The 22,309-nt window shown below is 69.2% G+C and carries 12 protein-coding genes; 5 read left to right on the top strand and 7 right to left on the bottom strand.

Annotation, left to right across the window (positions count from 1 at the left end; genetic code table 11):
• Positions 1-17: 17 nt before the first annotated feature.
• Genes ACZK4S_RS10795 through ACZK4S_RS10780 form a run of 4 tightly spaced genes read right to left on the bottom strand, consistent with a single transcriptional unit; the run spans position 18 to position 10,054 of the window.
• Complete coding sequence (locus ACZK4S_RS10795) at positions 18-6,317, bottom strand: Ig-like domain-containing protein (protein ID WP_463644253.1); 6,300 nt, start codon at positions 6,315-6,317, stop codon at positions 18-20.
• A gap of 20 nt (positions 6,318-6,337) precedes the next feature.
• On the bottom strand, positions 6,338-7,672 hold the full coding sequence (locus tag ACZK4S_RS10790) for an FHA domain-containing protein (protein WP_463644252.1): 1,335 nt from the start codon (positions 7,670-7,672) through the stop codon (positions 6,338-6,340).
• A gap of 55 nt (positions 7,673-7,727) precedes the next feature.
• Positions 7,728-8,831: a MalY/PatB family protein gene (locus tag ACZK4S_RS10785; RefSeq protein WP_463644251.1), complete on the bottom strand. Its 1,104-nt coding sequence runs from the start codon at positions 8,829-8,831 to the stop codon at positions 7,728-7,730.
• 29 nt (positions 8,832-8,860) lie between these two features.
• The gene (locus ACZK4S_RS10780; protein ID WP_463644250.1) at positions 8,861-10,054 is read right to left on the bottom strand and encodes a hypothetical protein; all 1,194 of its coding nucleotides are present in this window, start codon (positions 10,052-10,054) and stop codon (positions 8,861-8,863) included.
• Positions 10,055-10,345: 291 nt separating this feature from the next.
• On the opposite strand from ACZK4S_RS10780, the gene ileS reads away from it, so the two are divergent.
• From ileS to ACZK4S_RS10760, 4 genes are all read left to right on the top strand, one after another.
• Positions 10,346-13,480 (top strand): isoleucine--tRNA ligase, encoded by a 3,135-nt coding sequence (gene ileS, locus ACZK4S_RS10775; RefSeq protein WP_463644249.1) that lies wholly within the window; start codon positions 10,346-10,348, stop codon positions 13,478-13,480.
• A gap of 180 nt (positions 13,481-13,660) precedes the next feature.
• Complete coding sequence (locus ACZK4S_RS10770) at positions 13,661-14,890, top strand: quaternary amine ABC transporter ATP-binding protein (protein ID WP_463644248.1); 1,230 nt, start codon at positions 13,661-13,663, stop codon at positions 14,888-14,890.
• Positions 14,887-15,804: an ABC transporter permease gene (locus ACZK4S_RS10765; RefSeq protein ID WP_463644247.1), complete on the top strand. Its 918-nt coding sequence runs from the start codon at positions 14,887-14,889 to the stop codon at positions 15,802-15,804. The genes ACZK4S_RS10770 and ACZK4S_RS10765 overlap by 4 nt, the downstream gene beginning before the upstream one ends.
• Positions 15,805-15,822: 18 nt before the next feature.
• The gene (locus ACZK4S_RS10760) at positions 15,823-16,710 is read left to right on the top strand and encodes a glycine betaine ABC transporter substrate-binding protein (protein WP_182766333.1); all 888 of its coding nucleotides are present in this window, start codon (positions 15,823-15,825) and stop codon (positions 16,708-16,710) included.
• Between the two features lie 100 nt (positions 16,711-16,810).
• Here ACZK4S_RS10760 and ACZK4S_RS10755 read toward each other — a convergent pair whose 3' ends face one another.
• From ACZK4S_RS10755 to ACZK4S_RS10745, 3 genes are all read right to left on the bottom strand, one after another.
• Positions 16,811-18,256 carry a CAP domain-containing protein gene (locus tag ACZK4S_RS10755; RefSeq protein ID WP_463644246.1) on the bottom strand — a complete coding sequence of 482 codons (1,446 nt, stop codon included), beginning with the start codon at positions 18,254-18,256 and terminating at the stop codon, positions 16,811-16,813.
• 291 nt (positions 18,257-18,547) lie between these two features.
• Positions 18,548-19,552, bottom strand: a complete 1,005-nt coding sequence (locus ACZK4S_RS10750) for a Gfo/Idh/MocA family protein (RefSeq protein ID WP_463644342.1) — start codon at positions 19,550-19,552, stop codon at positions 18,548-18,550.
• Positions 19,553-19,587: 35 nt separating this feature from the next.
• Positions 19,588-20,766, bottom strand: a complete 1,179-nt coding sequence (locus ACZK4S_RS10745) for a DUF480 domain-containing protein (RefSeq protein ID WP_463644245.1) — start codon at positions 20,764-20,766, stop codon at positions 19,588-19,590.
• Between the two features lie 259 nt (positions 20,767-21,025).
• Between ACZK4S_RS10745 and ACZK4S_RS10740 the strand changes: the two genes are divergently transcribed.
• Positions 21,026-22,300 (top strand): aspartate kinase, encoded by a 1,275-nt coding sequence (locus ACZK4S_RS10740; RefSeq protein WP_463644244.1) that lies wholly within the window; start codon positions 21,026-21,028, stop codon positions 22,298-22,300.
• The last annotated feature ends 9 nt before the right edge of the window (positions 22,301-22,309 follow it).

The raw sequence follows: 22,309 nt of genomic DNA, 5'->3' as shown, positions 1-22,309 counted from the left end.
GTTTCCTTCGTTCGGGCTCATCTGATCCTGCTCCAGGTCTGGGTGGAGCCGTTCAGCGTGCAGGTGACGTCGATCCGGGTGGGCTTGATGTCCGGCGGGGTGGAGGTGGTGGGCTCGGGGGTGGGGCCACCGGGCTCCGCGGGGCTGGGGGTGACGGTCACCGGGTCCGCCGAGATGTACTGCTCGGTGGGCTGGTAGTAGATGACCCCGTCGCTGCCGGCCGGCACCACTTCCTGCTGCTGCTTGCCCTCGCCGCTCAGTTCGATGGTGCAGCTGCCGGAGTCGACGTAGCTGAACTTGAAGGTCAGCTGGTCGTTCTGGAGTTGCGGGAGGACGGGCGCCGTCGACACCGCGGAGATCGCCGGGAGGTGGCTGAAGCTCTGCTTGTTGACGCGCCACGGGATCTGTTGCTCGCCGTAGGGGACCGCCCCGCTGCGCTGGCTGGACCAGACGCAGCCCCTCGATCCCGGATAGCAGAACTCGAAGGCGGACGGGTCCCAGCCGTTGGTGGCCTCCCAGTCGTCGGCGCTGCCGCTGAGGCGCGCCGTGACCCGGGTGTCGTCGACGGCTGAGTAGGAGGCGACCTGGGGAGGCGTGGGCTCGGCGCCCTGGGGACGCAAGCCGGTGCGGGTCTCCACGGCGGACTCCATCTGGTCGAGCACCGCCTTGACCTGCAACTGGTACCGGCGGCCGTTGACGAGCGGCTTGATGACGCCGTCGCCGGGCAGCTGGTGCCAACCGTCGCCCATCGAGTACTGGATCACGCCCGGGGAGTTGCGCGGCATGGTGTGGGCCACGCTGACGGTGATCTGGCCGTCGCCCGGGGTCGCCTCCACGGACGTGAGCTTCGGCCGGGCCCACGAGGTGATGGGCGTCGGCGACATCCCCAGCGCCACCTCGCTGTGCCGGTTCTTCGCGTAGACGCGGAACTGGGTGGCCTCGGTGCCCATGCCGTGGATGGCCGCCTGGAGGGTGGTGGCCCCCGTCGGCGCCACCACTGCCTGACGGTCCGTGCGCTCGCGGCCCGATGCCACGGGGACGACGCGGTACTGCGCGATGGTGGGGTCGCCGTTGGGGTCCACCCCCGACACGTCGAAGGAGACCCGGAAGCCGCCGCCGATGTCGTCCTGGATGGTGGTGGGCGTCACGGCGATGGAGCCCATCGGCGCGCCGACGGGGTACTCGCTGTTCGAGGCGTCCGACAGGTCGGAATGGAAGTGGGCCGCGTTGGAGACGATCGCGTGGTCGCTGAGGGCCTGCACCCGGAACTGCGACGACTGGCCGTTGACGAGGTTGGCCCACCACAGCGCCCGTTGGTCCGCCGAGACCGTCTGCGGGCTGTCGGGCTGTTCGGCGCCGTCGACATAGCGACGGACCAGGTAGCCCTTGACCCCGCTGGAACCGAACTCCGAATCCGTGATCCGGTTGTGCACCCAGGAGACGGTGAGGCCCCGGTCGCCCGTGGCGGCCTGGACCACCTGCGGCGGCAGCAGCTTCGCGTCGGGGTGGAACGCCGCGGACGGCGGCGAGATCTCCGACGGGCCGACGGAGTTCTGCTCGGTCACCGTCGCGGTGTACGGGACACCGTTGGTGAGGCCACGGATGCTGCAGATGCCGCGCGAGCAGGTGCCCTCCGCGGGCGGGAGGCCCGGCGCGGACGCCAACGCGGTGCCGGTCACGTTGGCCGGCACGTCGCCGCCCGTGCCGGTGGAGGTGTACTTGAAGGTGACCGAACCGTCGCCGGCGACGATGTCGTAGGGGTTGCCGGGGCGGCCGGGCACGTCGCGCACCCGCACCTGGATGACCCCGCTGACCACCCGCTCGGGGTCGCGGAGCGCGTCGTTGACCGAGTAGCTGACCACCATCGTGCCGTGCCACCCCGGCGCGGGGGAGACGGTCACGACGCCGGCCCCCGGGTCTGCGACGGCCTTGCCGCCGCCGCTGACCACCCGGGCGCCTTCGAGGAACACCTGCTGGTCGTGCGGCAGGTAGGACACCACGTTGTCGCCGAGCACCGGCACCGGCATGGACTGGCCGGCGTCGACCTCGACGACCACCTCGGACGCGGAGACCTTCTGGAAGCGGGAGGCCACCACCAGGATGGTGAGTTCGAACCGGGCGGTGTTGGCGTCCACCGAACCGTCGATCACCTCGCCCTGCAGCACGACGGATTGGCCCTTGCGCGCCGAATCGAGGGCGCGCGCGACGATGCGGTTGCCGTGCTCCTCCCACTCGATGGGGGCGTCGCCGCGGATCTGGCGCGGACGCTCCAGTAACCGCACGCTGTCGCCCTCGGGGTCGCGGAAGAAGGCCGTCACGTCGATGCTCTGCTCATCCTCCGCGGCGCCTACCTCGAGCACCGGGCGCTCCGTGAGCAGGACGGGCGCCTGGTTGACCTGGTAGCCCTCCTGGTCGGGGTCTGAGCTGCCGCTGACCTTCGCGCGCAGGACCGTCACCGGGATGGAGATGAACGCGCTGCTCACGTCGGTGGTGGCGCTGGAGGCGGGCATCACGTCCCTGACCTCGAACACGACGGCGGCCGGGCCGAAATCTGCCAGCCCCGGCTGGTACTCCACGGCGTTCAGGCCCGCGGCCCGGGCCAGGCCGGTGCCGGGGTAGCCCTTGATGTTCTCGACGCTGGCGAGTTCCACCTCCCGGCCCTGGGTGCCCTGCACCACCTCGTTGACGTTGATCTGGAGGTTCTCACCGGCCCGCACCGTCATCTGGAGCGCCGGGTCCTTCAGCGTTGGCACCACGTCGCCGCGGCCGGGGACGGTGATCACGCCGTTGGTGCCCAGGCCGTCGTCGTCCACCGCCCGGTAGCGGATCTGCTGCATGGTGTCGCGCACGCCGATGGAAACCTTGCCCTCGTCGGTGAGGCGGGGCGCGAGGTCGTCCTCGGCATCGGTGTCGGGGAGGTCCACGGTGAGCTCGTCACGCGGGCCGTCGGGGTCGTAGTCGTTGGCGAGGGGGTCGATCTCGACGTACTGCTGATCCGCGAGCTGGGCCACGTCGACGAGGTCGTCGCGGGCCACGGGCGGCAGCAGTGGCGCCTCCTCGTCAACCGTGAGCCTGATGAGCCCGGAGTTCGGTTCGCCGCGGAGGTCGACGATGTCGTAGGTGCCGTCGTAGTCGCCCTCCTCCTCCGGCGCCGTCATGACCAGTTCGCGGTTGTCCACCAGCTGCACGGGGATCTCGGCGCGCATCCGCGCGGGTTCCTCGCTGGCGAACTTGATGGGGTCGCCGTCGAGGTCGTAGTCGTTGGAGAGGGGGTCCAACTGCACCTGGCGACCCGGGCGCGTGCGGATCTCGTCCATGACGGCGATGGGCTTGTTGTTGGTCTTGCTGGGCTGGGCCACGCCGATCCGGATCTCGCCGGTGGCCTCGACGCCATGGCTGTCGACGACGACGTAGCGGAACGTGTCCGTGCCGGCGGAGGTGAGGAACGCCTCGTACTCGAAGTACCGCTCCCCCACCTTGAGGACTCGACCGTGCGTCGGGATGGAGCCGAGACCCACGAGCCGCACCGAGTCGCCCTGCGGATCGATGCCGTCCAGCGGGATGGGGATGCGGGTGGTGGTGCCTGCGAGCACGCGGTCGATCACCTGGCGGGGCTGCGGGGGCTCCGCGTTGGAGGCCTCCTCGGACACGATGGTGACCCGCACGATGCCGTCGGTGGCCTCACCTGTGCTGTCGACGGCGCGGTAGCGGACCTGGCTGACGCCGGGGGCCGAACCCGCCGGGACGCTGACCCGCACGGTGTCGCCCTCCACCCACGCGTTGTCGCCGAACGGGTTGTCCACCAGTTCGGCGTCGATCGTGAGGTCGCGGCCGTCCGGCGAGGTGTCGTTCTCCAGCACCTTGACCGCGCCCGTGGCGCCGGCGCGCACGCGCAGCAGGTCGTCCTCGACCCGCGGCCCGATCTGGTCCGACGCGTCGGTGGCGACCACCTGGATGGTGCCGCGCTTCGACGCGGTGCCGTCCGAGACGTGGTAGTGGAACTTTTCCGTGCCGGTGAGCTCCGCCGTCGCCTCGATGGTCAGCAGCGTGCGGCGCTCCATCGTGACGTTGAGCGTTGGGGGCACGTCCGTGATGGTCTGGATGACCAGGACGTCGCCGTCGGGGTCCGTGTCGTTGAGGAGCGGGTCCACCGTGACTGAGCCCATCGCCGGGAGGTGCGCGACGTCGTCCACCGGCACGGGCGGCCGGTTGGTGAGCCGCGGCAGCACGTCCACGCGCACCAGCCCGCTGGCGCCGTTGTTGACGCTGTAGTTGATGTAGTGGGCGCCCACCCTGTCCGAGTTGAACGTGAAGCGGTTGTCCGCCAGCGACGTCTCGACGCACTCCGCGCAGTCGACCGGGTTGACCTCCGTGAGGTTGATCGCGCGGATGTCGTTGGCGAGCGGCTCGACGGTGACGGATTCGCCCTGCATGGTGGTGGCGAAGTCGCCGTAGGTGGTGGGGGGCACCACCTCTTCGGAGACGAGCACCTGCAGCTGGTCGGTCGTGACGGCGCCGTGCCGGTCCGCCACCTGGACGTGGATGGTCTTGGGCCCGAAGGTGGTGCCCACGTCGGTGTAGGTGATCTCGCCGTCCGGGCGGAACTGCACGATGTCGCTGAACTGGGGGTCCATCCAGGCCTTGGCCAGGATGAGCGGGTCGCCCTCCGGGTCGCGCCAATCCAGCAGTGCCCGGTACTTCACGCCGGAATCGCCCTTGGTCACCCGCAGCGGCTGGGGTGCCGGCACGTCCGGGTCGTGCTTCCCGCGCAGCGCGGGCGGCTGGTTGCCGGCGCCGGGTTCGGCCGGGTGGACCGTGACATAGGCGTTGGCCGTCGCGGTCTTCTCGCGGCCGTCGTCGACGGTGTAGGGCACGACGATCTCGCCGCTGGCATCTGAGTCGACGGTGATCTGCAGCCCCGACCCGCCGCGCACGGGCTGCACCGTGGCGCCGTCGATCTGCAGGTCGTCCGGCACGGAGATGGTCAGCACGTCGCCGTCGGGGTCCGTGTCGTTGTCGAGCACCGGGATGATGGTGGCCACGCCGGCGCGGGCGCCCAGGCGGTCGTCCTTGGCGATGGGGGCGCGGTTGTCGAGGGTGCGGTCCGGTAGCACCGTCGGGTCGCCCTCGGTGTACTCGCTGTCTTCGCGCTCGACGATGGGCCGCACGTGCGACCAGGCCTCCGGAAGGATCACGGTGCCCTTGTCCACCAGCCAGACGGTGCCGTTGGCCATGTCGTTGAGGGCCACCGTCGTGCGGTTGACCTGGAACTCCAGGGCGGTTCCGTCGCTGGTGAGGTGGTCGAGCTCGGTGACCACCGGTTCCTCACCGGCGCAGCGCTTCACGACCCGGAGCACTCCAGGGCCTCCCTGGAACGCACCGTAGAGGCAGTCCGCCACCTGGATGGGGCGCACCGGCCTCAGGTCCATGCGCCCGGACATGGAGCGGAACCCGTCCGGCGTGATCGCGCCCAGCCCGGCCTCGTTGGCGAAGAGCGCCCGGGCGCCGTCCTCACCGTGCAGCACGTCTGCCACCGGCGGCAGCAGCACCGCCTGCGACTGCCCGCTGATGGTGAACGCCTTCGGCATCCCCTCCACCCAGATCTGGGCGTTGTGCCGGTCCAGGACGACGGCGTTGTCACCGACGGCGGAGATCTCGAAGCTGCGGCGCTCGGGGTCGAACTCGATGGGCACCGCAGTGGTGAGGACGACGTCGCCCTCGAGCCGCACGAGCGTGCTGGCGGAGACGTTGAGGCCGATGGCCTTCCCGCTGACGGTCAGGGTGGCCACCCCGAACTCGCCCACCTCCAGATCCGGCTTGTCGCGGAGGAAGTCCACCCGCAGCATCTCGTCGAGGGTGCCGTGCCAGACGCGCCCGTTCTCCTGGTCGAACACCAGCATGGAGCCGCCCACCTGCTGCACCACCGCGTTGGGCGGCATCTTGGTGGCGCGCTCCAGGATGTTGCGCCCGGGGAGGTACGGATGCAGGTTCGACGACTGCGGCAGGAAGGCCTGCGCGTGCTCCTGGTGCTGGTAGAGCTGGAACCTGGAGTCGCCGGTGGCCGTCGCCGCGGACAGCTCGTCGATCTGGGCGTTGACGGTGCCCATGAGTCCGTCGTCACGCTTGCCGACGAAGACGATGCCCTCGTCGAGGTGCACGTCTGCCTGCACGAGGCCCGGGCTGAGGTACGCGGCGACGCCCAGGGCGATCGCCAGGACGACGACGAGGAGGGCCTGCCAGAACCGCCGGAGGAAACGGGCGATGATCCGAAGGGGCCGGGCAGCCTGCCTGGCTGGCCCGAGCGGAGCGTCCGTCACGGAGATCTGGTCCTCCTCTTCTAACCGCGGGGCGGCTCGATGCGCAGCGAAACGCCGTCACCGAGGTCGAGCACGGTGCCGATCCCCACCTGGACCGAGGCCCCGTCGCGCAGGGTGAACGGGGGTTCGCCGGCGGGGAGCACAGTGGTGCCGTTGGTGGAATCCAGATCCGTGACGTGCACGTTCCAGTCCTGCGTGGTGATCAGCAGGTGGTTGCGCGAGATGTCGTTGCTGGGGCTGGCCACCCGCATGAGGTGGCTGCCGGACGGGCCGTGGCCCGCATCGGGGGCGCGGCCCACGACGATGCCGGCGACGATGTCGGCGAAGTCGCCGCGGTTGGTGTGCACGCCCGCCAGGACGGGGCGGCGGATGAGCCGCGGGTTCGACGAGTCCACGGGGTACTGGCAGATGCGGCAGGTGCGGCTGCCGGGGGCGTTGGGGTGGTTGTTGACACAGGGCACGGCCAGCACCTGCGGGTCCGGTCGTTCGTCGGCCGGCGGCGCGGGCTTGTGTGTGGCGGCCAGTCCCGTGGAGAAGATGGTGCCGCCGTCGTCCTCTTCCACCTCGCCGAACGAGCGCGGCACCACGACGGGCGCCGGACGCTCAGCCGGCGACGACAGCGATGCGGGCTCCGCGATGGGGGGCACGACCACCTCGGGCGCGACCGGGGGCGGGATGACGGCGCTGAGCGCTGCGGCGATCTCCTCGGGGCCGGCCTCGTCGGTGTCGTCCGCGTCGAATTCCTCAAACGGCGGGGCGTCGAGGACCATGGCCTCCGAGAACTCGTCATGGACGACGTCCAGCGGCGCGTCGTCGTCCGAGACGTGGGCCGCGGTGGGGACGAACTGCGGCGTGCCTGCCGCCTCGTCCGCGGTGGGGAACCGCACGAGGGCGGCGGGGTCAGTGGTCAGGAACACGGCCGAGACCGTGGCCGCGCCCACCACCAGCGGCAACTGCAGGGCCTGGTCCGCGTCGAACTCCTCCAGCGTGATGCCGAGGTTGCGCTCGCGGCCCAGGTGCTCCTCGCGCCAGGTCACGCTCCCCTCGCCCTGCAGGACGACATCCCCGGAATCAGTGTCGACCACCCGCACGCGGCCGCGCGCGAGGCCGTGCAGCCCGTCGTCGTCCCAGTGGAACGCGCCCAGATCCGGCATGGAGTCCAGGCCCACCTGCGAGACGAGCGTCAGCAGCGCGTCGAGGGAGCCGGCGGCCACCACGCTCAGCCAGAGTTCGTTGACAGTGGCTGCTGCGCGCGCAGGCGGGGGCGCCATGACCACCAGGGTGCTCGGCCCGGTCAGGGCAAGCCACGCACCGGGCGTGTAGGTGGTGCGCCATGCAGCCATGGGTCGCGTCATCGTCATCTCCTCGGATTGGCACTAGGCAGAAGATTAGCGGTCAGGACCCGCGAAACTAGATGATGGACGAAGCCATCCGCCTGATGCCCTCGGTGATGATCTCACGCGACGAGGCCAGATTGACCCTGACGAACTGGGTGGATTCAGGCGAGAAGTCCGTGCCGAAGTTGAACCGCACCCGGCCCACGTCGTGGAAGTGCCGGCCGGGGTGATCCAAGCCCAGCGGCGAGCAGTCGAGCCACGCCAGGTAGGTGCCCTCGGACGGCGTGTAACTGAGGTGCGGGAGCTGCCGGGTCAGTTCCTCGGCGAAGAACGCCTTGTTCGCATCGATCTCCTGCGACGCCTGCGCCAGCCACTCGCGGCCCTCGCGCAGCGCGACGGTGTGGGCGAGGATGCCGAAATAGGAGGCGGAGTCCGACACGACGGGGTTGATGCGGCCACGCAGGTCTGCCGGGCCGATGATGAGGGCGGCCTTGAGGGCCGCCAGGTTCCAGCACTTCGACGCGGACGTGATGATGACCGCGCCCGCGCCCGGCGCCGCCTGGAGGTAAGGGGTGTGCCGAGCGCCGGCGAGCGGCGCGTGGATCTCGTTGGAGGCGACGACGACACCGTGGGCGTCTGCCAACGCGGCCACCGCCCGCAGTTCCTCGACGGTGTGCACGGCCCCGGTGGGGTTGTGCGGCGAGCACAGCAGGTACAGCGCGGGGCGGTGCTCGACGAACGCGGCCTCGATGGCCGCCAGGTCCAGGCGCCCGCTCTCCAGCATGGGGGCGGTGACCACTTCGCGGCCGTGGCTGACGCTGCGGAACGGCGGGTAGACGGGCGGGTTGATCAACACCCGGTCCCCCGGCTCGGTGAAGGCGAGCACTGCCTCACGCATGCCGGTGACGACGTCGGCCACCAGTATGGCGTCGGCCGGGTCGAACTGCCAGTCCCACTGCCACTGCGCATAGTCGGCCATCGCCTCCTGGTAGGCGGGCAGTTCGGGGTAGCCGGTGTCCGAATCGCGGATGGCGCGCTTGATCCGGTCACGGACGGCGACGGCGATCTCCGCGTCCATCTCGGCGACGAACATGGGCAGCACGTCCGGCTCGAAGCGGCGCCACTTGATGCTGCCCCGCTGCCGCAACTCGTCCAGCGGCACGTTGAAGATCGTCATGGCGGCGAGTCTATGGCAGCCGCCGCGGGTCAGCCGCCGTCGACGTTGTGGGCGACGGCCCCGATGATGTCGTGCAGGAAGCGCAGGTACCCGTCGACGTGTTCGCGCGGCGCGGCGTCTTCGATGACGACGGCGGCCACCTCCCGCTCGAGCCACAACTGGCTGAACTCCGGCGTGGTGGGGGCGGTGAAGAACCGCCACACGGCCGGGCCCAGGAGGTGCCGGGCGGCGTCCGCGTCCGACGACGTGACGCGCCAGCGGGCGTCGAACGTGGGGTCGCCCACCTCGATGTCGCTGGTGCCCATCAACTCGGCCAGCAACGCGTTCTCCGCGGTCAGCCGCACGGGGTTCATCACCAGGCCCGGGCGTCGCACGCAGAGCACCTGGCGGATCTTGGTGCCCTGCTCGGGGGCGGAGATCCACTGCCAGCCGAAGCACGGGAGGTCGCCGAAGCGGCCCACGAAACCGTGCACGAACCTGCCGGACGGCACCGGGCCCTGATTGAAGCGTTCGACGATCTCGCGCGCGTTGGCGTAGTAGAGCCAGCCGCGCTGTCCCGCCCACTCCTGCCAGGTGGTGCCGCGTCGGACGACGGGCCTCGGCGCCGCGGTGCGCAGCGCGGGGGCCGAGGCGGTGAGATAGGCGGGCAGGGCGCGCTGGTAGGGGCGGGGCCGGATGGCGTCGAGCACCCGTGAATCGATGGCGTCGACCATCTTGCGGAGCAGGTCCAGGTACCGGTCCACGTGCTCGGGCTCGACGCGGCCGCGCGCGCTCAGCAGGACGGCGTCGTGCTCGAACCAGATCTCCGAGAAGTCCGCGGTGATGGGGATCAGCAACTGGCGGACGGCCTCGTTGAGCACGTCGTTGGCGAACTGGGGGTGGGCGGCGCTGACCCGCCAGGCCAGGTCGAAATCCGCCTCGATGGGGATGCCGGGGCCAGACTGGGTGAAATCCGCCACCTCGATGCTCAGCCAAGGGAACCGCACCCCCGGCACCCGCAGTGCCACGACGTGGAGGTGACCGGCCGGGTCCGAACCCGCCGTCGCCCGGAAACCGAAGCAGGGCAGGCCTGCATAGGTGCCGGACCACCCGACGGTGATCGCGCGCTGTCCGCCGACGTGGAGGCCGCCGCCGCGGAAGGTACCCGTCATGGCCTCCCACGCGGGGAAGAAGTGCAGGTTGCGGAGGGTCGCCCAGTGCCGCCAGGCCTCAGCATCGGCCATTCAGGCACCTCCCTTCCATCCCCATCGGCTCAATGTTGCCATGGAGGTCGTCCGGCGGGGCGCCGACCGCCGCGTGGGCTTGAGTCGGCGCCGCACTCGGCGCATAATGGCACGGACCGCACGGCGCGGATGGGGCCATCACCCCGGAGCTGCCGGAAGAACGGTGGATCTCCACTCATTAGAACCGGCTGCGGCAGCGAATGAAGCGGGGCGCTCACGCGTCCAAGAAGGGTGGTACCGCGGGCCACGGCTCGTCCCTTCGCCATTGCAGACGAAGAAGGAACCCACCCGATGAGCACCACTCCCGGCTACCGCGCCGTGCCCGCCCAGGTCGATTTCCCGGCGCTGGAGCACGACATCCTGAAGTTGTGGGCTGAGCGCGGCACGTTCGACCAGTCCCTCGAGAAGTCCAAGCGCGGTGAGCCCTGGACGTTCTACGAAGGTCCGCCCACCGCCAACGGCATGCCCGGCACCCACCACATCGAGGCGCGGGTGTTCAAGGACATGTTCCCCCGCTTCAAGACGATGCGCGGCTTCCACGTGGAGCGCAAGGCGGGTTGGGACTGCCACGGCCTGCCCGTCGAACTCGCCGTCGAGAAGGAACTGGGCTTCTCCGGCAAGGCCGACATCGAGGCCTATGGCGTGGAGGCGTTCAACGCCAGGTGCCGCGAATCCGTGCTGCGCCACGTCGACGCGTTCTCCGATCTGACGGAGCGGATGGGCTACTGGGTCAACCTCGACAAGGCCTACGTCACCATGACGCCCGAGTACGTGGAGTCACTGTGGTGGGCGCTGAAGCAGATCCACTCCAAGGGCCTGCTGCAGGAGGACTACCGCGTCGCGCCCTACTGCCCGCGCTGCGGCACCGCGCTGTCGGACCACGAACTCGCGCAGGGCTACGAGGACGTCACCGACCCGTCCATCTACGTGCGCTTCCCGCTCACGTCCGGCCCGCTCGCCGGCGACGTCGACCTCCTGGTCTGGACGACGACGCCCTGGACGCTGGTGTCCAACACCGCCGTCGCGGTGCATCCGGAGGTCACCTACCGGGTGGCCAGCCACCCTGAGCAGAAGTCGCTGGTGGTCGCCGAACCGCTCGCCGAGCAGGTGCTGGGCGAGGAATGGACGCTGGGCGCATCCTTCACCGGCGCAGAGATGGAGCGCTGGTCCTACCAGCGGCCGCTCGAACTGGTCGAGTTCCCCGCCGAGGCCCACTTCGTGGTGCTGGCCGACTACGTCACGACGGAGGACGGCTCCGGCCTGGTCCACCAGGCCCCGGCCTTCGGTGAGGACGACATGGCCGTCTGCCGCGCCTACGGGCTGCCGTTCGTGAACCCCGTCACCAAGGAGGGCGCCTTCGAGGAGGGCCTCAGCCTGGTGGGCGGCATGTTCTTCAAGGACGCCGACGCGTTCATCGTCGAGGACCTCACCTCGCGCGGCCTGATGTTCCGCAAGCTGGACTACACGCACAGCTACCCGCACTGCTGGCGCTGCCACACCCCGTTGCTCTACTACGCCATGCCCTCCTGGTACATCCGCACCACGCGCATCAAGGACCAGCTGCTCGCCGAGAACGAGGACACCACCTGGCACCCGGAGAACATCAAACACGGCCGCTTCGGCGACTGGCTCACCAACAACGTCGACTGGGCCCTGTCGCGCACCCGCTACTGGGGCACGCCGCTGCCCATCTGGCGCTGCGAGGACGACCACCAGGTGTGCGTCGGTTCCCGCGCGGAGCTCTCGGAGCTGACTGGGCAGGACCAGTTGGCGCTCGACCCGCACCGCCCGTTCGTCGACGACATCACCTTCGGCTGCCCCACCTGCGGCAAGGAGTCGCGGCGCGTGCCCGAGGTCATCGACGCCTGGTTCGACTCCGGCTCGATGCCCTTCGCGCAGTGGGGCTATCCGCACGCCGAGGGTTCCGTCGAGATGTTCGAGGAGCGCTACCCGGCTGATTTCATCTGCGAGGCCATCGACCAGACCCGCGGCTGGTTCTACTCGCTGATGGCGGTGGGCACCCTCGTCTTCGGCGAATCGGCGTACAAGAACGTCGTGTGCCTCGGTCACATCCTGGCCGACGACGGCCGCAAGATGTCCAAGCACCTGGGCAACGTGCTGGAACCCATCCCGCTGATGGACAAGCACGGCGCCGACGCGGTGCGCTGGTTCATGGCGTGCTCCGGCTCGCCGTGGTCGGCCCGCCGGGTGGGCGACACCACCATCGGCGAGACCGTGCGCAAGGTGCTGCTGACGTACTGGAACACCGTCGCCTTCCACACGCTGTATGCGCGCGCCACCAACTGGGCGCCGAAGGGCACCGCGCCCGCCGTGGCAGATCGCCATGTGCTGGACCGTTGGCTGACCTCCACCACCCAGGAGCTGATCCTGGAGACCACGGACGCGCTCGAGAACTTCGACACGCAGCGCTACGGGCAGGCACTCGGCGGCTTCATCGACGCGTTGTCGAACTGGCACGTGCGTCGTTCCCGTCGCCGGTTCTGGAGCGGCGACGAGGGCGCCCTGTGGACGCTCCACGAGACGCTCGACACGCTCACCCGCCTGCTGGCGCCGATCATGCCGTTCGTCACGGAGCGCGTGTGGCAGGACCTCTTCTACGCCGCGGACCCGGAGGGCCCCAACTCGGTCCACCTGGCCTCGTGGCCCGTGGCGGACGAGTCGCTCATCATCCCGGAACTGACCGAGGCGATGAAGCTGACCCAGCGCACCGTCGAACTGGGCCGCTCCGCGCGCGCCGAGTCCAAGATGAAGGTTCGCCAGGTGCTGGGCCGCATGCTGGTGCCGTCGAGAATCTTCGCCAAGCTCTCGCCCGAGTTGCAGGAAGAGGTCAAAGCCGAGCTGAACGTCGAATCCATCGAGTCCTTCGATTCGGCCGGCGACCTCGTCGATTTCTCCGCCAAGGGCAACTACCGCAACCTCGGCAAGCGCTTCGCGAAGAAGACGCCGCTCGTGGCGAAGGTCATCGCCGAGCTGGACGCCGCCTGGCTCGCCGGGCAGCTCCGCGACGTCGGCCGCGCCCTGATCGAGTTCGAGGGCGAAGAGGTGGAGCTGTCCGCCGACGACGTCATCGTGACCGAGCGGCCCCGCGAGGGCTGGTCCGTGGTCAACGAGCAGGGCGAAACCGTCGCGCTCGACCTGGAGCTGACGCCGGCCCTGGTGCTGGCCGGCCTGGCCCGCGAGGTCATCCGGTTCATCCAGGACGCCCGCAAGCGCGCCGGGCTGGAGATCACGGACCGGATCCGCGTCACCGTCGAGGCCGACGGCCCCCTCGGCGACGCCGTCGAGACCCACCGGAGCCTCATCGCCGGCGAGGTGCTCGCCGTCGATCTCACGAACGCGCCGGTGGCTGAAGCCACGGATGTCGACGATGAGCTGGGGCTGAAGATCGCCCTCCAGAAGGCATGATCCGGGGCGGGCCAAGAATTCTTAGGGTCTTCTTAGGACTCGGGGGGCAAATCGCGCTGACGTCGGACATCCCCTCTGAGGATTTCTCAGCAACAGCGTTATAATTCGGTTGTGTTTTGACTGACCCCGGGTTCTGGGCAACGGTGTTGGAGTCCCCAATCCACCAGCCCGAGGAGTTTCGTGAGCGCAATTCAGGCCTCACACGTCTACAAGATTTTCGGTCGTCGACCCGAATCCGGCATACGTCTGCTGGAGTCGGGCGAGGACCGGAAGCAGCTTCAGGAACGGGGTCTCACGGCCGCCGTGATCGACGCCAGCTTCGATGTGGATCCCGGGGAAATCTTCGTGGTCATGGGGCTCTCCGGCTCCGGTAAGTCGACGCTGATCCGCATGGTCAACGGCCTCCTGCCGCTGACCGGTGGCGAGATGCTGGTGCACGACCGGCCCTTGTCCGGCCTCAGCAGCGGCCAGCTGCGCCAGGTGCGCCGGCAGAACGTCTCCATGGTCTTCCAGCACTTCGCGCTGCTCCCCCACCGCACCGTGGGCGAAAACGCCGCGTACGGCCTGCAGATCCGGGGCATGAACCGGCACGACCGCGAGGCGAAGGCCAACGAGGCGCTCGAACTGGTGGGCCTCGGCGGTTGGGGCGGCTACCGGCCCGACGAGCTCTCCGGCGGCATGCGGCAGCGCGTCGGGCTGGCCCGTGCGCTCGCGGCGGGCACCGACATCATGCTGATGGACGAGGCCTTCTCCGCCCTGGACCCGCTCATCCGGCGCGACATGCAGGACCAGCTGGTCGAGCTGCAGCAGAAGCTGGGCAAGACCATCCTCTTCATCACCCACGACCTCAACGAGGCCATGCGGCTGGGCGACCGGATCGCGATGATGCGCGACGGCCGCATCGAGCAGATCGGCACCGCCGAGGACATCCTGAACGATCCCGCCAGCAGCTACGTGGCCAGGTTCGTCGCAGATGTGGACCGGACGCGGGTGCTGACGGCCCGCAACATCGCGGAGAAGCCCTACGCCGTCCTCTACGAGGACCAGGGGCCGCGGATGGCGCACAAGATCCTGCGCGAGCACCAACCCAACTGGCTGCTGGTGGTGAGCCGCGACCGCCGCCCCGTCGGCATGGTGTGGGCCGAGGACGTCGCCAACGCCGTGCGGCACGGCGCCACCACGCTGCCCTACTCGACGGTGCATGAACTGCCCATCGTGGGTGCGGAGACCCCCGTCAACGAACTGTTCGAACACTCCGCCCAGCACCTGGCGCCTCTCGTTGTGACGGAGGACGACGGCCGCGTGGTCGGCGTCGTCCCGCGGGTGACCCTCCTGGCGGCAGCCACGCCCGTCAACGGGGACGACCTCGTTGTCGAGGACACCGTCGAACCCGAAGGAATCCCGGCATGAACGAATTCCCACCCCGGATCCCCGTGGGCAGTTGGGCGGCCGACCTCGTCGACTGGATCAGCCTGAACCTGCGCTTCCTGCTGGACCTGCTCAAGGACGCGGGCACCTGGACCAACGACGCGGTGGCCGCGGTGCTGCTCGCCCCGCCTCCGCTGGCGATGATCGCCGGCTTCGCCGCGCTGGCCTGGCTGGTGCGTTCCTGGCGGCTGGCCATCGGCGTGGTCGTCTCGTTCCTGCTGATCATGAGCATGGGGCAGTGGAGCCAGGCGATGCAGACCCTGGCGCTGGTCCTGATCGCCACCCTGACGGCGGTGGTCATCGCCATCCCGACGGGCATCTGGGCCGCGCGCAGCGACAGGGTAAGCGCCGCCGTCAAGCCGGTCCTCGACCTCATGCAGACCATGCCCGCGATGGTCTATCTCATCCCGGCCATCACGTTCTTCAGCATCGGGGCGGTCCCCGGGCTGTTCTCCACCGTGATCTTCGCGCTTCCGCCGGCCGTGCGGCTCACGGAGCTTGGCATCCGCGGCGTGGACAGGGAGACCGTCGAGGCCGCCCACTCCTTCGGCGCCACCGAGTGGGACGTCCTGCGCGGCGTGCAGCTACCGCTCGCGGTGCCCACGATCATGGCCGGCATCAACCAGGTCATCATGCTGGCGCTGTCGATGGCCGTGATCGCCGGGCTCGTCGGGTCCGACGGCCTCGGCAAGGAGGTCGTCGCCGCCCTCGGCACCGTGAACATCGCCCGCGGCGCCGAGGCAGGCCTGTCCATCGTGTTCCTCGCGATCTTCCTCGACCGGTTCACCGCCGCGCTGGGCACGCCCGCGCAGCACACCTCATCCCTGCTCGCGAAGTGGAAGACCACCCGCGAGAAGAAGGCCAAGGCCAGGGAGTCCGCAGAACTCGCTGCGTGACCCCACTGAAAGGAAAACGTGAAGCTCACTGCCATCCGCAAGATCGGAATCGCTGCGCTCGGCGCAGCACTGCTGACAGGAGTCGCCGCGTGCGGCCCGGAGGCGACCGATGCCGCAGAGCCCAGTAAGAACATCACTCTCGGATTCATCCCGTCCTGGACCGACGGGCGCTCCATGGGCAACCTGCTCAAGGCGCAGCTCGAGGACATGGGCTACACCGTCTCGACGGAGGAGCTCGGCGACCCGGGCCCCCTCTACGTCGGCCTCGCCCAGGGCGACGTGGACATCTACCCGTCCGCGTGGCCCGAGGTCACGCACTCCACCTACATGGACGAGTACGGCGACAGGATCGAGTCGCTCGGCGCCTACTACGACGGCGCGGTGCTGACCTGGGCCGTGCCGGAGTACTCCGAGCTGAAGTCGATCGCCGACGTCAAGGACCATGCGGCCGAGTTGGACAACCGCATCATCGGGATCGAGCCGGGCGCGGGCCTGTCGCGGGTGTCGCAGGAGGATGTCATCCCCGGCTACGGCCTAGAGGACTTCGAACTGGTCACCAGCTCCACGGCGGCGATGCTGGCCGAGCTGAAGACGAAGATCGCGGCGCAGGAGGAGATCGTCGTCACCCTGTGGCGTCCGTTCTGGGCCAACGCCGAGTTCGGCGTCCGTGACCTGGAGGACCCGGAGGGCGCGCTGGGCGACACCGAGAGCCTCCACTTCCTGGCCCGCAAGGGCTTCGGGGAGGAGTACCCGGACATCGCCGAGTGGATCGGCGAGCTGAAGCTCGACGACGAGCAGTACGGCTCGCTCGAGAACACCGTCGTCAACGAGTTCGACGAGGGCCAGGAGGCCGACGCCATCAAGGCCTGGACGGAGAACAACCCCGACGTGCTGCCCGAGGCGTGAGCCTCAGCAGCGGCACTGACTGACACTGGCGTCCAACGACATCGGGCCGACTCGCACCCTGCGAGCCGGCCCGATGTCATTGCGACCCGGTGCAGACAGGTCAGCGGAACAGCACCAGGTTGTTGAAAACCCACGAGCCGGACTGCTTCACGACCAGACCGCTGGTGGTCGTCGTCGCGCGGAAGACCGTGGTGAACGTGTAGCTGCGGCAGGCGCCGCGGCCGGTCTGGGCGGTGTCGCACTCCGTCTTCCACCGGCGGCCACCGGATTCGAAACCATTCATGTTGTGGATGGCGATCGGGTTGGCGCCCCAGTCAGCACGGCTCATGAGCGGCAGGTAGGTGAGGTTGTTGAACGCCCACCCCTCCTTCTGCACGAACCGCCCGCCTTCCTGGGCCACGATCGTGGCCCAGATGTGGGTGCGGCAGCGTTCGGTTTGCGAATAGGGCTCGCACCGGGTCTGCCAGTCGCGGCCGTTCACGTTCCTGTGGATGCCCGGCAGGGTGTAGGGGGCACTGCGCACGAAACCCCCGGCGGTGGGCTTCGGCGGCGTGGGCGTCGGGGCAGGCGAGGTGCGGTTGCCGGTGGTGACCCAGATCGTCTGGCTCGGCGCCGGCATGGTGGGGCTGGGGCTCGCCGGGGCGGGCTGCCCGGCGGCCGGCGCGTCGGCGTCGAAGAGCTTCACGCCGTAGGAGTGGCTCACGGTGACGCCGTTGCGGACGATGCCGCTGACGGTGACGGTATAGGTGTGCACCGCGGAACCCACCGGCTTCGGCAGCAGGCCGAGCTCGAAGACCAGCGTCGGGTTCCCCATGCCGCCGACCAGCGGCTGCTTGGTGACCTGCACGGGGCCGTTAGGCCCTGTCACGCTCACCTTGGCGCTGTCGAACCTGGTCGACGAGTTGCCGGTCAGCGACCACCGCCCGTTGGGCTGGATCTGCGTGGGGAAGTAACCGGCCGTGGGCCACGGGATCCAGGCGGGATCCGGGTTGGAGCGGTTGTCGTTGGGGGTGCTGATGACCCAGAGGGCGTTGGAGTTGGTGGTGGAACCGCTGCCCATGGTCGTCGTGTGCGGGCGCATCACCCAGCGACGGTGGCCCACGGCCGTGTTCGACGCGCCCGGCTCAGACATGTACAGCGCGATGGCGCCCGCGCCGGAGCCGGAGCGCACCGCGCCGAGCGCGATGTTCGAGCGGCCTGCGGCCTCCTTGCCCTGGGCGCTGATGCAGCGCCAGGAATCCGTCGGGTAATGGTCGAGCCGCTTGTTGGCGCTCATGATGAGGGCCGCTTGTTGCGCCTTGGCGGACAGCGCGGCGTCGAACTTCACCGCGGCGAGACCACCCATGGCGCGGAAGTAGTTTACGGCGTCGAGCGTGGCCTTCTGGGCCGCGGCGCTGGGGGCACCCGCCGCGCAGGTGTCGAGGTTCCCGGTCCAGTCCTGCTGCACGGCCAAGGCCGGCTTGAGCTGCTGCTGATAAGCAGCGCGGACGGATTCGATGTTGGAGTTGTCTATCGCGGTGGTGGCCTGGGAAGACTGAAGACCCATCCCGGAGAGGATGAGCACAGCCCCCAAAGCGGCGGACAAAAGAGCATGCAGGCGCACTGGGGAAGATCCTTCTGCGAACAAGATTTACCTACGAGGAGGGGTCGCTCGACGATGAGTACCGCCTGTGACGGTACACAAAGTGACGCATAAGGTGCAGTCAAACCGTAAATCTGATGTCTTACGACCTCAAGGTCAGGTTAATGCTCCGGGTCGGTATCCCCGGCATCGGGGTGGCCTTGGTGGGGCGACCCATCTCCTGACACCTGACGACTTTGTCAGTTCAAGAGCGGTTCAGATGAGCGCCAGGTTGGCGTCGCTGTGGGAGATCCCTGCCTGCCGGAGGCATGACTCGAGCACCCGCATCACCTCGAGGGTGTCGTCGAGCGGCATCGTCAACGACTCCGTGCAGCCCTCCCTGATCCGCTCCGTGACCTCGGCGAACTCGTGGCTGTAGCCGCGGCCGGTGGGCATGGCCTCGATGATGCGCGGCAGCACGCCGTTGCGGTGGATGGTGATCATCGACGGGTGGTGGAAACGCGGCTCCACCTCGATCCAGCCCTTGGTGCCGATGATGACCATCCGGGCCGGGCCATGCCCGTCGAAGCCGACCGCCAGCGACGACAGCCCACCGCCGGTGTGCGCGAGGCTGATGCTGGCGGCCCGTTCCACTCCCGTGGGGTACAGGCGCGTCATGCAGTCCACAGACTTGACGTCGCCGAGGAACGCCTGGGCGAAGTTGACGACGTAGACGCCCAGGTCGAGGATGGCGCCGCCGCCCAGTTCCTTGGCGAAGAGGCGGTGGTCGGGCTGGAACTCGCGGTACGCGTAGAGGTCACCCTGCACCGAGACGACGTCGCCGATGCGCCCCCACGCCACCACTTCGCGGGCGGCCTCGACCACCGGCAGGAAGCGGGTCCACATGGCTTCCATGGCGAACACGCCCCGCTGGCGGGCCGCCCTGACGATGTCGCGGGCTCCGGACAGGGTGGCGGTGAAGGCCTTCTCGACGAGGACGGCCTTGCCGTTGGCGATGGCCATGAGCGCCACGTCGCGGTGCTGGGGGTGCGGCGTGGCGATGTAGACGACATCGACGTCCTCGGATTGGAGCATCTCGGCGTAGGAGCCGAAGGCCTTGGGGATGCCGTGCTTGGCGGCGAACGCCTGGGCCTTGGCGGTGGTGCGTGACGCGACGGCGGTCAGTGCCGCGCCGGGGACGAACTGGAAGTCTCCAGCCACTCCGTGTGCGATAGCTCCCGTGCCGACGATGCCCCAGCGAACCGTATCCATGGCAGACAGGGTAGTCCTCTCGATAATGCTTGGTGGGTGTTTGACTAGGCTCTGCGTCGGCCGATGAGATAGAGCCGGTCCCGATCCGCGTCGCCGCTGACGAGGTACGACTCGGATTCCAGGCCGGCCGCGGACATCGCGCGGCGGATCTCGGCTGGGTCGTGCAGCACCAGCGGCACCGCCACCTCTTCGCCGTCCCACTGCGTCACCGGTTCGACGGCGTTGCCGACGTAGACCGCCAGCGCGAGCACGCCGTCGGGCAGCAGGGTCTGGGCGAGGTGCCGGAGGACGGCCGCCAGTTCGCTGGGCGCGAGGTGGATGAAGGAGTACCAGGCCAGGATGGCGCCCCAGCCCGCGTCGTTGCCCGGCCGCAGGAGGCGGCGGAAATCGCCCACCTCGAACTCGACGTCGAGGTTGCGCTCGCGGGCCACCTCGATCATGCGCGGTGCCAGGTCGAAACCGGTGGGCAGCGCACCGGCCTCCGCCAGGAGGAGCGTGGTGTCGCCCAGGCCGCAGCCGATGTCGGCCGTCTGGTGCGGGCCCGAGAGTTCGGCCACGTGCGCGATGAACCAGTCCTCGAACGCCGTGGGCGACATCGGGTCCGGCTCGAGGTCTGCCAGCGCCTCATAGGCGACGACCATGGCCTCGTCGCGGGAGTCGACACCCTCCGCCAGGATCTGCTCGCGGTCCACGGCGGCCTCAGGGCCGACGTCGGGCGGGATGTCGCCCAGGAGGTGGAGCCAGCGGTGGTCCTGGTGGCCGGCCTTGCGCTCGAGCTGGCGCACCAGCGGCTCCTCGCGCTGCGCCATGCGCTGCAGGACGGCTTCCACCGCTTCCCTGTCCGTGAAGCGGTGCAGCCTGTCGGTGCGGGCCTTGAGCTCGCCCGGCGCCTGGGGGCCGCGGAGCAGCAGCACGGTCAGCAGGGCGCGCTCGTCGTCGGGCAGCGCCAGGGGCTCCACGGCGCTCTGCGAGTACTTCAGGGTGCGCTTGCCGTAGTCCAGCCACGTGATGCGGGCCAGCCCCCGGTCCTTCAGGGAGCGCACGGCGTCCTGGACGGTGCGCTCGTCGTAGTCGACGACGGGCTCGCGGCTGCTGGACTGGTTGCAGGCGGTGCGCAGGGCGTTGAGCGTCAGCGGATAGCTGGCCGGGACGGTGATCTCCTTCTCGAGGAGGCACCCCAGCACGCGCTGTTCTTCTGCGGTGAGGATCGGAAGCGCGGTCACGGGCCCGACATTACCCGCTGGAGCCGGGCGCCGTCGGGGCGTGTGCGGGGGTCGCACTGGCGACCCGAATCTTGATTCGGCGTCGTCCGCGACCCCAGATCAAGATTCGGCGCGAGGACCACATAGACCCGAATCGTGATTCGGCGTCGTCCGCGACCCTAGATCAAGATTTGGGGTGGGAGCGCCGACGGCGGACGGCCCTCGCTTCGTGGGCTCAGGAGAACTATCCTGATACGCGGTCCTCAGGAGGTTCTCACACATGGGTCGCATCGTTCAGAAGTTCGGCGGCAGTTCGGTTCAGGACGCGGAGTCCATCAAGCGCGTCGCCCGCCGCATCGCACGCACCCGCGGCGAAGGGCACGACGTCATCATCGTCATCTCCGCCATGGGTGACACCACCGACGAGTTGATGGACCTGGCGCTGCAGGTCTCCCCCAGCCCCAAGTCGCGCGAACTCGACATGCTGTTGACCACCGGCGAGCGCCAGTCGGCCGCGCTGCTGGCGATGGCGCTGGCGGACCTCGGTGTGGAGGCGGTGTCCTACACCGGATCACAGGCCGGCATCCTGACCACCCCCACGCACGGAAACGCGCGCATCATCGACATCACCCCGGGCCGCGTCGTGAAGTCGCTCGAAGAGGGCAGCGTCGTGATCGTCGCGGGCTTCCAGGGGGTCGCCCAGACCACCAAGGACGTGACGACGCTCGGCCGCGGCGCGTCGGACACCACCGCCGTCGCGCTCGCCTCCGCGCTGGGCGCCGACTACTGCGAGATCTACTCGGATGTGGACGGTGTCTACACGGCGGATCCGCGCATCGTGAAGTCCGCCCGCCAGATCAGCGAGATCGGCTACGAGGACATGATGGAGATGGCCGCCAGCGGCGCCAAGATCCTGCACCTGCGCTGCGTCGAGTACGCGCGCCGCGAGGGCGTGCCCGTGCACGTGCGTTCCTCGTTCACCGACAAGCCCGGCACCTGGGTCAAGAGCCAGGATCAGATCACGAAAGACGGAGCCATGGAAGAAGCCATCATCACCGGTGTCGCCCACGACCGCACCGAAGCCAAGATCACCATCGTCAACGTGCCGGACCGGGTGGGCGAAGCGGCCAGCATCTTCCGCGCGATCGCCCAGGCCGACATCAACATCGACATGATCGTGCAGAACATCTCGCGCCTGTCGGACGCCGCCACGGACATCTCGTTCACCCTCCCCATGGACCTGGGCGCCAAGGCCATCGCCGCGCTCGACGCCATCAAGGACGAGGTGGGCTTCGAGGAGGTGCTCTACGACGACCAGATCGGCAAGGTCTCCGTGGTGGGCGTGGGCATGCGCTCGCACCCGGGGGTCTCCGCCACGTTCTTCGACGCGCTGGCCAAGGCGGACGTGAACCTGCAGATGATCTCCACCTCGGAGATCCGCATCTCGGTGATCGTCGGTGCCGATGATGTCGACGACGCCGTGCGCGCCGCCCACAGCGCCTTCGGGCTCGACGGCTCGGACGAGGCCACGGTCTACGCGGGCACCGGTCGCTGACCCCCCCTC

It is taken from the genome of Tessaracoccus zhenghani (assembly GCF_055326325.1).
This window is presented reverse-complemented; position numbering and strand designations above follow the sequence as displayed.

Coding starts and splice junctions, on each gene's coding strand:
- ACZK4S_RS10790 (WP_463644252.1), bottom strand. CDS start 7,672: ATGACGCGACCCATGGCTGCATGGCGCACCACCTACACGCCCGGTGCG.
- ACZK4S_RS10785 (WP_463644251.1), bottom strand. CDS start 8,831: ATGACGATCTTCAACGTGCCGCTGGACGAGTTGCGGCAGCGGGGCAGC.
- ACZK4S_RS10780 (WP_463644250.1), bottom strand. CDS start 10,054: ATGGCCGATGCTGAGGCCTGGCGGCACTGGGCGACCCTCCGCAACCTG.
- ileS (WP_463644249.1), top strand. CDS start 10,346: ATGAGCACCACTCCCGGCTACCGCGCCGTGCCCGCCCAGGTCGATTTC.
- ACZK4S_RS10765 (WP_463644247.1), top strand. CDS start 14,887: ATGAACGAATTCCCACCCCGGATCCCCGTGGGCAGTTGGGCGGCCGAC.
- ACZK4S_RS10755 (WP_463644246.1), bottom strand. CDS start 18,256: ATGGGTCTTCAGTCTTCCCAGGCCACCACCGCGATAGACAACTCCAAC.
- ACZK4S_RS10740 (WP_463644244.1), top strand. CDS start 21,026: ATGGGTCGCATCGTTCAGAAGTTCGGCGGCAGTTCGGTTCAGGACGCG.